Annotated in this window: 8 protein-coding genes and 1 pseudogene; 5 read left to right on the plus strand and 4 right to left on the minus strand. The window is 71.9% G+C overall.

All coding sequences use genetic code 11. The features are described from left to right. The first annotated feature begins 137 nt into the window (after window positions 1–137). Window positions 138–1,097 (plus strand): alpha/beta hydrolase family protein, encoded by a 960-nt coding sequence (locus tag ACIQ7D_RS14395; RefSeq protein WP_403937281.1) that lies wholly within the window; start codon window positions 138–140, stop codon window positions 1,095–1,097. 87 nt (window positions 1,098–1,184) lie between these two features. On the opposite strand, the gene ACIQ7D_RS14400 is transcribed toward ACIQ7D_RS14395, so the two are convergent. After that, window positions 1,185–2,102, minus strand: coding sequence for a UTP--glucose-1-phosphate uridylyltransferase (locus tag ACIQ7D_RS14400; RefSeq protein ID WP_403937282.1), 918 nt, complete (start codon window positions 2,100–2,102; stop codon window positions 1,185–1,187). 288 nt (window positions 2,103–2,390) lie between these two features. Between ACIQ7D_RS14400 and ACIQ7D_RS14405 the strand changes: the two genes are divergently transcribed. The 3 genes and pseudogenes from ACIQ7D_RS14405 to ACIQ7D_RS14415 all read left to right on the plus strand — a co-directional run. Next, window positions 2,391–2,870, plus strand: a complete 480-nt coding sequence (locus ACIQ7D_RS14405; RefSeq protein ID WP_403937285.1) for an SRPBCC family protein — start codon at window positions 2,391–2,393, stop codon at window positions 2,868–2,870. Between the two features lie 68 nt (window positions 2,871–2,938). Further along, window positions 2,939–4,555, plus strand: coding sequence for a phytoene desaturase family protein (locus ACIQ7D_RS14410; RefSeq protein WP_403937287.1), 1,617 nt, complete (start codon window positions 2,939–2,941; stop codon window positions 4,553–4,555). Between the two features lie 854 nt (window positions 4,556–5,409). Further along, window positions 5,410–8,526: pseudogene (locus ACIQ7D_RS14415) on the plus strand (bifunctional [glutamine synthetase] adenylyltransferase/[glutamine synthetase]-adenylyl-L-tyrosine phosphorylase); the annotation flags it as partial. A gap of 135 nt (window positions 8,527–8,661) precedes the next feature. Here the strand turns inward: ACIQ7D_RS14415 and ACIQ7D_RS14420 are convergent. From ACIQ7D_RS14420 to ACIQ7D_RS14430, 3 genes are all read right to left on the minus strand, one after another. Next, complete coding sequence (locus ACIQ7D_RS14420; protein WP_403937290.1) at window positions 8,662–9,975, minus strand: alginate lyase family protein; 1,314 nt, start codon at window positions 9,973–9,975, stop codon at window positions 8,662–8,664. 141 nt (window positions 9,976–10,116) lie between these two features. Next, complete coding sequence (locus ACIQ7D_RS14425; protein WP_403937292.1) at window positions 10,117–11,511, minus strand: phospholipase; 1,395 nt, start codon at window positions 11,509–11,511, stop codon at window positions 10,117–10,119. Window positions 11,512–11,676: 165 nt separating this feature from the next. Further along, window positions 11,677–11,931 carry a hypothetical protein gene (locus ACIQ7D_RS14430; protein ID WP_403937294.1) on the minus strand — a complete coding sequence of 85 codons (255 nt, stop codon included), beginning with the start codon at window positions 11,929–11,931 and terminating at the stop codon, window positions 11,677–11,679. Between the two features lie 184 nt (window positions 11,932–12,115). Here ACIQ7D_RS14430 and ACIQ7D_RS14435 point away from each other — a divergent pair, with 184 nt between their 5' ends. Further along, window positions 12,116–13,039, plus strand: a complete 924-nt coding sequence (locus ACIQ7D_RS14435) for a LysR substrate-binding domain-containing protein (protein WP_403937296.1) — start codon at window positions 12,116–12,118, stop codon at window positions 13,037–13,039. The last annotated feature ends 146 nt before the right edge of the window (window positions 13,040–13,185 follow it).

Consider the following 13,185-nt stretch of genomic DNA (forward strand, 5'->3'; position numbering starts at 1 on the left):
CCCGTACGCCGTGCCCCTGTCCCCTGTCCCCTGATCGTTGACAAAGCGGAACGAGGTTCCATATCTTAACGGAACAACGTTCCGCTTCCGTCGCGGCTGAAACCGGCGGCGGAGTCCAGTGAAGGGACCTCTGCACCATGAGTGAATCGACGCACCCGACCGACACCTTCGGGTCGCCCGTTCCCGTCCTCTCGGTCAGCCCGGTGGTGCTGCCCGCCCCCGGCCGCGCCGTGGACCTGGAGGTCCGGGTCTCCGCGCCGGTGACCGGGAGCGATCTGCCGGTGATCCTCCTCTCGCACGGCCAGGGCTACTCGAACCACCTCTCCTCGCTGAACGGCTACGCTCCGCTCGCCCACTACTGGGCCGCGCGCGGATTCGTCGTCGTCCAGCCCACCCACCTCAGCTCCAGGACGCTGAATCTGGCCCCCGACACCCCCGGGGCGCCTCTGTACTGGCGGTCACGGGCCGAGGACATGAAGCTCGTTCTCGACCGGCTCGACGTGATCGAGGCCGCCGTCCCGCAGCTCCTCGGCCGTCTGGACCACACCAAGGTCGCCGTGGCCGGGCACTCGATGGGCGGCCACACCGCGAGTCTGCTGCTGGGCGCGCGGCTCACCGACCCGGACGACGGTACGGAGGTGGACCTGTCCGACGCCCGGATCACGGCGGGTCTCCTGCTCGCCGCGCCCGGCAGGGGCGGCGACGCCCTCAGCCGGACCACGGCCGAGAACTTTTCCTTCTTCCTGAGCACGGACTTCTCCAGGATGGCGACGCCCACGCTCGTGGTCGCCGGCGACCAGGACGCCTCCGCCCATCTGACGGTCCGGGGCCCGGACTGGCACGCCGATCCGTACTCCCTCTCCCCCGGCCCCAAGTCCCTGCTCACCCTGTTCGACGCGGGGCACGGGCTCGGCGGGATCTCCGGATACGACGTCGCGGAGACCACCGACGAGCATCCCGGGCGGGTGGCCGCGGTCCAGCGGCTCACCTGGGCCTACCTCCGTACGGTGTTCCAGCCGGGGGACTCCGCCTGGCCGGACGCGTGTGCCGCGCTGATGGCCGGCGCCGACCCGCTCGGACGCGTCACGTCCAAGTGACGCGCGTCCGGTCTCCCCGCCGCTCGGGACCCTCGCGGGTCTCGCGGGTCTCGCGGGTCTCGCGGGTCTCGCGGGCGAGTGGGGGGATCAGGCGGATCCGGGCGTCGGGTCGCCGTCCAGGTCGTGGGCGAGCCGGCGCAGCAGGGGTCCGTACTCCGGATGCGCGAGGGCCGAGGCGAACTGGGCGACCAGGTAGTCCGCGGGGTTGCCGGTGTCGTACCAGCGGCCCTGGATGACCTGGCCGTAGACGGCGCGGGTGGCGGCGTAGGCGTTGACCGCGTCGGTCAGGTAGACCTCGCCGGTGCGGTGCTCGTACCAGCGCCTGGTCTGCTCGCGCAGTTCGTCGATGATGCCGGGGGTGACGACGTAGCCGCCGATGGCCGCGAACGCCGACGGCGCGTCCACCGGCTTCGGCTTCTCCACCAGGCCGGTGATCCGCAGCAGGCCGTCGTCCAGGTCCTCCTCGACGACGGGGACGCCGTAGCGCTGGGAGTCCTCCGGCGCCATGGGCATCACGGCCAGCACCGGGCAGCGGGTCGCCTCGTACGCGCGGATGAGCTGCTGGGCCCGGGGGACCTCGGCCACGAAGACGTCGTCGGGCCACAGGACCAGCATCGGCTCGTCCCCGAGGTGCCGGGCGGCGTTGAGCACCGGGGTGCCGTTGCCGTACGGGCCGTGCTGGTCCAGATAGGTGATGTGGCCCTGCCTGGCCAGCTCGGCGACCTCCTCGACCGCGTCCGCGTAGGCGGTCTTGCCGTCGGCACGAAGCTGCTCCACGAGGGCCGGGTTGGGCCGGAAGTGATCCTGGATCAGGGACTTTCCGCCCGAGACCACGATGGTGATGTCCGTGATCCCGGATGCCACCAGCTCGCGCACGGTGTGCTCGATCACCGGCTTGTCGCCGACCGGCAGCATCTCCTTCGGCGTCGCCTTCGTCAGCGGCAGCAGGCGCGAGCCCAGCCCTGCGGCGGGGATCACGGCCCTGCGGATCATCGAAGCGGTCATCGGTTCTCTCCTGGCCGAAACCCCCTGCGCGGAAGCGTCGCCCATACGGTCGAGGAACGTGCGGGCCGGGCGGCGGTACGGCGACGGCATCCCGGGCGAGCCGACGAGGACCGCCGATGCGGACAGCGTACGCGCGGCGCGGCTCGGTGCGACGCGGACGGAGCGGGCGGAGCCTCGCGCCGTCCGCGGGCCCTCCACCGGTCGCCGTCCCCGTGCGGGAGTGTGTGCCCGGGCCTAGCGTGAGAACGCGCGCCGAGGGACGCGCCACTTCGAACGGCGGAGGAACGCATGGCCGTACGGCACCGGTTGATCAGAAAGCCCCCCGAGGACGTCTGGAAGATCCTGTCCGACGGCGAACGGTACGGGGAGTGGGTCGTCGGTACCTCACGGGTCGAGCACGACGACGCGCGCTGGCCCGAACTGGGGGCGGCCCTGCGCTACGAGGTCAGGATCGGGCCCTTCACCCTGCACAACCGCACCGTCGTACGCCGCAGCGAGCCCAACGCGGTACTCGAACTGGAGGCGCACAGCGGGCCGCTGGGGACCGCGAGGATCGCGATGGAGCTGCGGCCCTGGGGCGGGCACACACTGCTCATCCTCGACGAACATCCGTTGCGCGGTGCCGGAGGCGCCCTGCACAACGGCCTTCTGGACGCGGCGCAGCAGGTGCGGCACCGCGCGATGCTGCGCCGTCTCGCCCGGCTGTGCGAGCAGGACGAGGGCACGGCCCGTGCCGCTCCCGGGCGTGCGCGGGCGCGCGGGGCCTGACCTGCGCCGGGACCTGGAGAGAGCCGCCGCGCATGGCGCGGCGCCACCCACCGAGCCGGGAGCGAGCCATGCCGGACGCTGTAGTGATCGGGGCGGGCCCCAACGGGCTGGTCGCGGCGAACCTCCTGGTCGACGCGGGCTGGAGCGTGGAGGTCCTGGAGGCCCAGGACGAGCCGGGAGGAGCGGTCCGGCACGACCGGGGTGTCGACCCCGAGTTCGCCAGTGACCTCTTCAGCGCCTTCTATCCGCTGGCCGCGGCGTCCCCGGTCCTGGCCGGCCTCGACCTGGAGCGGGAGGGGCTGGGCTGGAGCCATGCCCCGAAGGTGCTCGCCCACCCCCTGCGGGACGGTCGCTGCGCGGTTCTCAGCCGTGACCTGGAGGAGACCGCGGCGAGCCTGGAGGCGTTCGCCCCCGGGGACGGGGCCGTCTGGAAGGGGCTGTGGGAGGTCTGGGAGGCGCTGCGGCCCGGCATCCTCGACGCCATGTTCACCCCGTTCCCTCCGGTCCGCGCGGGGGCCCGGCTGGCGCTGCGGCTGCGTGGGGCGGGCGGGCTGCGCCTGGCCAGGACGATGGCGCTGCCCGTACGGCGTCTGGGCGAGGAGGAGTTCCGCGGCGAAGGCGGCAGGCTCCTGCTCGCGGGCAACGCCCTGCACGCGGACCTCGCCCCGGAGGCGACGGGCAGCGGTGGCTTCGGCTGGCTGATGTCCATGCTCGGCCAGACCTACGGATTCCCCGTGCCCACGGGCGGCGCCGGGGCGCTCACCGCCGCTCTCGTGCGCCGGCTGGCGCGGCGCGGCGGGGCCGTCCGCTGCGGGGAACGGGTCACCGAGGTCGTCGTCCGCGGCGGCCGGGCCGTCGGCGTCCGTACCGCGGGCGGCGAGGGGGTCGCGGCCCGCAAGGCGGTCCTGGCCGATGTGTCCGCGCCCGCTCTCTACGGCTCCCTGGTGGCCGAACGGCACCTCCCCGGGCGGCTGCTCGCCGATCTGAAGCGCTTCCAGTGGGACTTCGCCACGTTCAAGGTCGACTGGGCGCTGAACGGCCCGGTGCCCTGGACCTGCCCGGAGGCGGCGCGGGCGGGGACCGTCCATCTCGCGGAAGGCGTGGACGGCCTCACCCGCTTCGCCGCGCAGATCGCGATGGGCCGGGTCCCCGACGAGCCCTTCGCCCTCTTCGGCCAGATGACGACCGCCGACCCCAGCCGCTCGCCCCGGGGCACCGAGTCCGCGTGGGCGTACACGCACGTACCGCACCGCGTACGGGGCGACGCCGGCGACGACGGGCTGACCGGTTCGTGGGACTCCCGGGAGCAGGAGGTGATGGCGGACCGTGTCGAGGCGCGGGTCGAGCGCCACGCCCCCGGTTTCCGCGGCCTCATCAGGGCCCGGCGCATCCTCGCCCCGCCCACCCTGGAGAGCATGGACGCCAACCTCCACGGAGGCGCCATCAACGGCGGCACCACCGCCATGCACCAGCAACTGGTCTTCCGCCCCACCCCCGGCACCGGCCGCCCGGAGACGCCCGTTCCCGGTCTCTACCTCGCCTCCGCCTCCGCGCACCCGGGCGGGGGCGTTCACGGCGCCCCCGGAGCCAACGCCGCACGGGCCGCCCTGCGCCGGCAGCGTACCGGCGCCCTGTCCCATCTCCAGAGAGGACTGGCCCACCGCGACCGCTCGGGCCGGCGCTGATGGCCCGTCTGTTCATGACCCGGAAGGATTGACGCCTTCGCTTTCTGTGTCAGCGCGTTCACATCGCGCCATGTCTCGCACCTCGTTTTCCGGCCAGCCCCCCTTCGGTCCGCGTCCCGTGGAACCTGAGCCATCGCCGCCACGGCGATAAGAATTCCTTTACTGCGATGGGAATCCCTTTACTGGCCGCAGGGAACTAACGTCGGCGATCGGATCGGGAACGGCGGCCGGGTCCAGCGTAAACCAAAACACGGATAAACATTTGGTGAATATTGACCAAAGATCCACAGAGGGAGGCCGGAAGGTGACGGAACCCACCGGAGAAGGAGCTGTCCAAAACTCCATGTATGCAGCACCAAGTGAATCCACTTTGCCCTAATTCGCACATCAATGCATCAGTCAGCGTTTTATTGCCACAGTCTTGACCGGCGCCGACAGCGCCTCTTACGTTCTTGCCGCCGCATTCAAAAGTTTTACTTGATGCGGGAACGAAAAATGCGTGCCGCAAAACCAACAAGAGGATGAGATGACAGAGCTCACAAGGTCATTGGTGGCCTCTGTTTTGCCAACCAGGCAAATCCGGAGCGTGGTGGCCTCCGAGTCGCAGGGCTTAGAGGACGGTTCCGTGAAAACGCAGCCGTCCGGCCCGGTCGGCATGCGGATCATTTGACACAAGGGGATTCCGTGACGGCTCGACATGAACCGGCCGGCACGGTGTGAGCATCACTAAGTAAAATTTTATTTTGGGATTTATCTGGGTCGGCATCGCAATGGCGTTCGCTCGGGCTCGTGCTCCTCTGCGGGCCTTGATCATGGCAGTGCGGGAATGTCGGCCAGGGACGGAGGCGGCGCGCATGGCTTTACCACAAGGACGCAGGAGGAGTAGCCCCAGCCGGCTGCTGCGCCACGGTTTCACCGACGCCTCGGCGGCCCAGCGGCTGCTGGACGCGCCTGAGCTGGCCGGGGTGCGCGGCGATTCGGCGCTGCTGGACGGGCTGGGGGCGACCGCCGACCCCGATCTCGCGTTGCGCGGGCTGGTACGGCTGGTCCGGGCGCTCCCGGAGACGCCGGAGGACGGGGACGACAAGGAGCGCGCCGACTCCCGGCAGGCGCTGCTGGACTCCCTGGTCACCGCCGAGCCGCTGCGCGACCGGCTGCTCGGGGTGCTGGGGGCGTCCGAGGCGCTGGGCGACCATCTGGCCCGGCATCCGCGGCACTGGCAGGCGCTGGCGACGTACGAGGCGGCGGCCCCGCGCCCGACCACCTCCGGCTTCGAGCAGGCGCTGACCGAGGGCGTCCGGGGCGAGCCCGGCGCGGGGCTGCCGCGGCCGGACGCGCTGCGGGTGGGCTACCACCGGGCTCTGCTGGCCATCGCCGCGCGCGATGTGTGCGGCATCACCGATGTCACCCGGTCCGCCGCCGAACTGTCGGACCTGACGACGGCGACGCTGCGGGCCGCGCTGGAGATCGCGGCGGAGGAGCTGCCGGAGGACGCCGCGGCCTGCCGGCTGGCGGTGATCGGGGCGGGCGAGTACGGCGGGCGCGAGCTGAACTACGTCTCGGACGTGGACGTCATCTTCGTCGCCGAGGCCGTAAACGGGACGGAGGAGGCCAGGGCGCTGCGGGCGGCCGCCCGGCTGGCCTCCCGGCTGATGCGGATCTGCTCGGACGTCACGGCCGAGGGCACCATCCGGCCGGTCGATGCCGGCCTCCGCCCGGAGGGGCGCGACGGCCCGCTGGTGCGGACACTCTCCAGCCATCTGGCGTACTACCGGCGGCGGGCCAGGTTAGGGGAGTTCCAGGCGCTGGTGAAGGCTCGGCCGGTGGCGGGTGACAGCGCGCTCGGGCAGGCGTACGTGGACGCGCTGGCGCCCATGGTCTGGTCGGCGGCGGAGCGCGAGGACTTCGTGCCGTACATGCGGCAGATGCGCCGCCGCCTCGGGGAGAACACCCCCGCCGTCGATGCCGACCGCGCACCCGCGGGCCTGCGCGAGGTGGAGTTCGCCGTGCAGCTTCTGCAGTTGGTGCACGGCCCGTCCGACGAGTCGCTGCGCGTCGGCACCACGCTGGGCGCGCTCGCGGCGCTGGGAGCGGGAGGCTACGTGGGCCGTTCTGACGCGGCCGCGTTGGACGAGGCGTACCGCTTCCTGCGCTCGATGGAACACCGCGTCCAGCTCCACCGGCTGCGCCGCACCCTTCTCGTGGCGGAGGACAAGGCGGCTCTGCGGCGACTGGGGCGGTCGCTCGGCGCCCTGTACCACTGGGACCGCCGCACGGAACCGGTGAGCGAGCTGGCCACGGCGTGGCGACGGTACGCGCGCGAGGTGCGGCGGCTGCACGTGAAGCTGTTCTACCGGCCGCTGCTGGACGCGGTGGCGCAACTACGGTCCGGGGAAGCCCGGTTGAGCACGCAGGCGGCGGGCCGGCGACTGGCGGCACTGGGTTACGCGGACCCGGCCGCCGCCCTACGTCATCTGGAGGCGCTGGCATCCGGGATGACCCGGAAAGCGGCCATTCAGCGTTCACTGCTGCCGGTACTGCTGGGATGGTTCGCCGATTCCGCCGACCCGGACGCCGGGCTGCTCGGCTTCCGCAGGGTCTCCGACGCGCTGGGCACGACACCCTGGTACCTGCGGCTGCTGCGCGACGAGGGCGCCGCCGTGGAGAACCTGGCACGGATACTCTCCACCGGGCGGCTCGCCCCCGACCTGCTGCTGCGCGCCCGCGAGGCGGTCGTCCTCCTCGGCGACCCGGCAAGGCTGCGCCCGCGTGGGAGAGCCCATCTGGAGCGGGAGGTACTGGCCGCGGTGGGGCGCGCCGACAGCGCCGAGCAGGCGGTCGCGGTGGCGCGTGGCGTGCGGCAGCGTGAGCTGTTCCGTACGGCGGCGGCGGATGTGATCGAGAGTGCGCGGCTGGTGAACGGGGTGCCCGGCGCGCCGCGTGACTCCGAGCCCCACGTCGCGGCCCGCCCCCCGATCCGTACGGCGCTGTCCGAGGAGCCCGCGAGTCCGGGGGTGCTGGTCGACATGGTCGGCGACGCCCTCTCCGATCTGAACGCCGCGACCCTCGCCGGCGCCCTGCGCGCCGCCGTCCGCGACACCTGGGGCGACGACCCGCCCACCCGCTTGGCCGTCATCGGCCTCGGCCGCTTCGGCGGCCACGAGCTCAGCTACGGCTCGGACGCGGACGTGCTCTTCGTCCATGAGCCGCGCGACGGGGCCGACGAACAGGAAGCCGCCCGCGCCGCGTTCGCCGTGGCCAACGAGATGCGACGGCTGCTCCAGTTCCCCACCGTCGACCCGCCCCTGGTCATCGACGCCGGCCTGCGCCCCGAGGGCAGGTCCGGTCCGCTGGTGCGCACCCTCGCCTCGTACACCGCCTACTACCGCCGGTGGGCGCTGGTCTGGGAGCGCCAGGCGCTGCTGCGCGCCGAACCGGTCGCGGGCGACCCCGGCCTCGGCGCGCGCTTCATCGAGCTGATCGATCCGCTGCGCTATCCGCACCAGGGCCTCGGCGAGGACGCGATCCGCGAGATCCGGCGGCTCAAGGCCCGCATGGAGTCCGAGCGGCTGCCGCGCGGCGCCGACCCCACCACCCACACCAAGCTCGGCCGAGGCGGTCTCAGCGATGTCGAGTGGACCGTCCAGTTGCTCCAGATGCGCCACGGCTGGGCCGAACCCGGTCTGCGCACCACCCGCACGCGCGAGGCCCTGGCCGCCGCCCACACAGCCGGGCTGATCCCCACCGAGGACGCCCAGGCCCTCGACGAGGCATGGGTGCTGGCCAGCCGCGTCCGCAACGCCGTCATGCTGGTCCGCGGCCGCCCCGGCGACACCTTCCCGACGGACATCCGAGAACTGGCCGCGGTGGGCCGCTACCTGGGCTACGGCCCCAGCCACGTCGGCGAGATGCTGGAGGACTACCGCCGCACCACCCGGCGGGCCCGCGCCGTGGTGGAACGCCAGTTCTACGACGACGAGCGAGCCGACCGCCTCGTCGGTCCGGTCGGCCCCGGGGTCGACCGGACCGACCACAGCCGGGCCCGCTAGGGCCTCTCGTACGGGAGGGGCACGAGGTCTGTCGGCTGTGCGGTGGGCGTGGGCGGCTCAGCCCGCGATCGAGTCGAGCTGCTCGGCGGCGGGCCGCAGTTCCCAGAGGTCTCCGCCGGGTGGCGGCTGGAGATGTGGCACGGCGGCACGGGCCCTGCGGTCTCCGGCGTCCGCCGCGGCACGCACGATGTCGAAGGCCGCGTAGCGGTAGAACTCGAGCTCCGGATGGAGCCAGGCGGCGGTCCCGGTCGCCGCGGGCAGCAGATAGCCGACCGCCGCGAACAGGTTCTGCGACTGTGGCCCCTGGTGGGCCCACAGGTTCACGCCGACGTTGTGGCCGATCGCCGCGAGGCGCGCGTGGGCGACGAGGTTGAAGGTGGAGTAGTGCCAGCTACGGGTGCGGGCGAGTTCTCCGGGCTGGCCGCCGTCCGCCGCGATCTGGGTGTCGATGCGTCGTGTGCGGGCGGCGAGGACCGTTTCCCGGGCCAGGGCGCGGTCGCCGGTGGCGAGCGCGAGCGCGGCGACCTGCATGTCCATGAAGGTGCCGTGGTTGTTGTCGGCCTCCGATTCCTCCTTGCCGAAGGGCGAGTGGAGCAGCCAGTCGAGGAAGTCCTTGTTCCATTGGCGCATCCGGGAACGGTCGCCGCCCGACCAGCCGGGGGCGCCGGTGTCGAGGACGGCGACGGCGTCGAGCACGCTGGTGTACTGCTGGGAGAAGTCGATGATGCCGATCGCGCGGCCGTCGTACTTGCAGGGGATGAACTGCGCGTGGTCGAGATGGGGGTTCATCCGGGTCGCGGGGTCGAGGAACCAGGTACGCAGGATCCGGGCCGCGTGCTGGGCGTACCGCCGGTCACCGGTGTAGTACCAGGCGAGGCTCAGCGTGGTGGTGGAGTTGACGACTTTGCCGATGTCGGGCCGGTCGGTGCCGGTGTCGACCTCGGGGTTGCGTTCCCCGTCGCGTGAGACGTACGGGCAGCCCCACGGGTTGTCGTCGGTCCTGGGCTGGGAGGGCCACCAGTAGGGGGCCTGGCTGAGGTAGTCGTGCGGGTCACCGCCGGGAGCGGGCGCGGGCTTGTCGGTGACGGTCCAGGGGCCTTGGCCGAGCCAGGAGTCGGCCTTCCGGGTCAACGCGGCAACCTCGGCGCGCAGTTCGGGGTCACCACGGTCGAGGCGGATACGGGCCTGCCGTAACCGGGCTCCGTCGATGACGACCGTCCGAGGGGACGGGACGGCGGCGGGACCGTCCCCGTGGTGCGGTGTCGCCGCGGAGGCGGAGGCCGGGACGAGCAGGATCGCCGCGAGGGTGGCGAGGAGGGTGATCACGCTGATCGGCAGGGCGCCGGGACGGCGATGTGGTCTTCCGCTCATCGAACTCTCCCATCAGATATATGAACGGGGTTCACGAACGAGACCGTGCGAGCTGAGAGCGTAGAGCTGCGGGGAACCACTGACAATGACCTGAACAGGATTCACGGATGAGACCATGGAGTGTCGGCGGTGTGCGGCCGGCTACCGGGACTGCGCGAGGAGCCAGTCGACGACCACATCGTTCTCGTACGTCTGGGCCCATGCGAGATGAGGGTTCACCGGTGTCGTGCCGGACGTGTAGCTGGTGAAGAGTGTGTGACTGCCCGCGCTCCTGGCCTGGTGCAGGAGCGCGCGGGAGCGCGCCTCGAACTGCTCCTTCGGCAGATCGTTGGCCCACTCCCCACGGGTGACCCGGGTGCCGGCGCTCTCCAGCGCGTTCATCAGGGTCCAGGTGCCGGGTCGCCCGAACCGGCCTTCCCGGTAGGGGACGACCGGGTCGTCGACGGAGTGGTCGGCCCAGATCGGAATGTGCCCGATCCTGTCCACGGTGGCCGTGTCGCCCCAGCCGGCCGTGGCCAGGGCGGCGGCGAACAGTTCGGGCCGCTTCGGCAGCAGGCTGTAGATTCCGCGCGCGCCTGATGACAGGCCGACGAGGTAGAGCCGGTCCGTGTCCACGTTCCGGCGGTGCTCCCGCACAAAGGCGTCGATGAGTTCGATCAGCGCGGCCTGGACCTTGGCGTCGGTCCAGTCCGTGCCGTCGGGTCCTTCCATGGGGCGCGGGAGCGGGATCTGCGGGGAGAGGACGAACGCCGGGTCGCGGCGCTGCCGTTCGGGTTTCGCGAAGGTCACCGCGACCCGGTTGCCCGTCAGCTGGGTCATGTTGTTGTCGGCGACTTCGCCACCGCCGTGCAGGGTGACGACGAGCGGGTACCGGGTGCGCGCCTGAGGGTTCCGTACGAAGGGCTCCGGCTGGTAGAGCCGGAAGTCCAGCTCGAAGCCCGCGGAGTCGGTGAAGGACCCGGCGGTGAAGTCGTCGACGACGGGATTGATGACGCCGTCGTTCCGGCTCGCGAACGGGCCCGCCCTGAGTATCGGTTCGCCTCCCGGAGCCCGTATGTCGGCCACCTGCCTGATTCTGTAGGCGCGGTCGAGCGGAAGGGGATCGGTGCCGGCAGCCCGCGCGTTCGGGTCGTCCGGGTCGAGTTCGACGATCAGATGGGGCCCCGGCCGTCCGGGGCGGAGCCGGTCGTCCACCGCCGCGGTGGTGTTGGAGTAGACCCGGGTCACGGTGCGAGCCGCCGTCTGCCCGCCCACCGTGGCGTTCACCTGGAAGGTGGCGGGCGGGATCACACCGCCGCGTAGGTCGATGCGCCGCCCGTACCGGAGGGCGACGGCCGTCACCAGCCAGTTGTTCCTCGGTGTCACCCGCGTGACGAGGTCGGTCCGCAGGACCGGATCGGGGCCGGAGGATGATGGCTGTCCTGGGGATGCGGCGGTCGTGGTGCCGGCCGCCGCGGCGGTTGCCGTACTGACGGCCGGCGCCGTGACCGCACCCGCGGTGAGGGTGAGCGCCGTACGTCTGCTGATCCTTCTCATGGGTCCTCGTCTCGGTCGACGACTTGGCCGGTGGTTCCGGCGGTGGCGGTGGTGGCGGGGGTCCGCAGCCCGCGAGGGATGCGGCGGGCAGGAGCCGTACGGGGGTGTGCGGGGGACGGGGCCGGTGTCACAGGGAGAAGGCGCCGGTCACCAGGGCTCCGGCCGTCATGACGAGGGTGGTGGCGAAGCCCACCGGAAAATGAAGCGCTGGTGTTCGCCGAGCGACACACCGCTCATGCCGACCAGGATGAAGGTGGACGCGGTGAGCGGGCTGAGCGGGAATCCTGTGGTCATCTGGCCGGGAATGGCGGCCCGGGCGGCCTCGGCCGGGTCTGTGCCGAATCCGTTCGCGGTTTCGGCGAGTACGGGCAGTACGCCGAAGTAGTAGGCGTCCGGGGTGAAGACCAGGGCGGCCAGCATTGCGGTGCTCGCTTTCTCGGGGGACGGCCCTCGGCGGCGAGTGAGCGGGGCCCGGGGGCGAGACGCGCTGATGTGTTACGCGAGAGTTTCGGAGCACCACGGGATCGGTGTCCAGCATCAAACCGAGATCTATCCATGCGATCAGCGCATCAAAGGACGCGGAGACGCCCTATGCTCATCCGCCATGGAAGCCACCCTGCGTCAACTGGCGGCGTACGCGGCCGTCGCCCGGGCCACGAGCTTCACCGCGGCCGCCGCGGAGATGCATGTGTCGCAGTCCTCGCTCAGCCGCGCGGTCGCGGACCTGGAGCGACTGCTCGGCGTCCAGCTCCTCGAACGGGACACCCGGAACGTGCGGTTGACCGCGGCGGGCGTGGAGGCCCTGCGTATCGCCGAGCAGATCGTCACCGCTCACCGGGCCGGCATGAAGGAGCTCAGCCGGTACCTGCTCGGTGAGTCTGGAACGGTCCGCGTGGCCACCCTGCCCTCGGTCGCCGCGGTTCTGCTGCCGCAGGTGATCTCCGACTTCCGCGAGCAGCGCCCGCAGGTGGCGATACGTATCCTCGACGGCCTGGAGCGGCTGGTACTGGGCCGGGTCCTGTCCGGCGACGCCGACTTCGCGATCACCACCGTCGGGGACCCGCCCGAACAGCTGGAGCACCGCCCCCTGGTCAGGGACCGCTTCGTCGCGGTCCTGCCGGAAGGTCACCCGCTCGCCGACCGCCACGAGATCGCCTGGGACGACCTGGCCCGCCGGCCCTTCCTCGCCGTGGGGCGCGATTCGAGCGTGCGCCGGCTCACCGATGCGGCGTTCGCCCAGATCGACGCCCGCGCGGCACCGGCGGCCGAGGCGGGCAGCGTCGCGACGGTGGGCGGACTGGTGGCCGCCGGCCTCGGGGTGTCGGCGGTGCCCGCCCTTGTGCTCCCGCTCATGGGGACCGGGCCCATCGTCTTCCGGCCTCTGGTCGACCCCGTGGTGGACCGGCGTCTGGACATCGCGCTGCGTGCGCGGCGCACCCTCCCGACCGTGACGGAGCGGTTCCTTCGGACGCTCCAGGAATCCCGCGTCCAGGGGCGCGCTCTTCCGCCCGGGGTGTCCTGGGCGTGAAGCCGTGGCCGGGGCGACCGTGAGGCCGCACCCGGCCGTGCCGGAGCCTGCGTTCTCGCAGCACATCTCGCTCTCGCAGCACATCTCGCCGCGCAGCCACGCCTCCTCCCGATTCATGCGTTCTTCGCATTGATTGATGGCCTTCT

Source organism: Streptomyces sp. NPDC096310, assembly GCF_044763125.1.
Classification (GTDB): domain Bacteria; phylum Actinomycetota; class Actinomycetes; order Streptomycetales; family Streptomycetaceae; genus Streptomyces.

What these genes read in the sequence shown, in the direction of transcription:
- ACIQ7D_RS14410 (WP_403937287.1), top strand. Translation starts at nt 2,939, where the DNA reads ATGCCGGACGCTGTAGTGATCGGGGCGGGCCCCAACGGGCTGGTCGCG.
- ACIQ7D_RS14395 (WP_403937281.1), top strand. Translation starts at nt 138, where the DNA reads ATGAGTGAATCGACGCACCCGACCGACACCTTCGGGTCGCCCGTTCCC.
- ACIQ7D_RS14435 (WP_403937296.1), top strand. Translation starts at nt 12,116, where the DNA reads ATGGAAGCCACCCTGCGTCAACTGGCGGCGTACGCGGCCGTCGCCCGG.
- ACIQ7D_RS14420 (WP_403937290.1), bottom strand. Translation starts at nt 9,975, where the DNA reads ATGAGCGGAAGACCACATCGCCGTCCCGGCGCCCTGCCGATCAGCGTG.
- ACIQ7D_RS14405 (WP_403937285.1), top strand. Translation starts at nt 2,391, where the DNA reads ATGGCCGTACGGCACCGGTTGATCAGAAAGCCCCCCGAGGACGTCTGG.
- ACIQ7D_RS14425 (WP_403937292.1), bottom strand. Translation starts at nt 11,511, where the DNA reads ATGAGAAGGATCAGCAGACGTACGGCGCTCACCCTCACCGCGGGTGCG.
- ACIQ7D_RS14400 (WP_403937282.1), bottom strand. Translation starts at nt 2,102, where the DNA reads ATGACCGCTTCGATGATCCGCAGGGCCGTGATCCCCGCCGCAGGGCTG.
- ACIQ7D_RS14430 (WP_403937294.1), bottom strand. Translation starts at nt 11,931, where the DNA reads ATGCTGGCCGCCCTGGTCTTCACCCCGGACGCCTACTACTTCGGCGTA.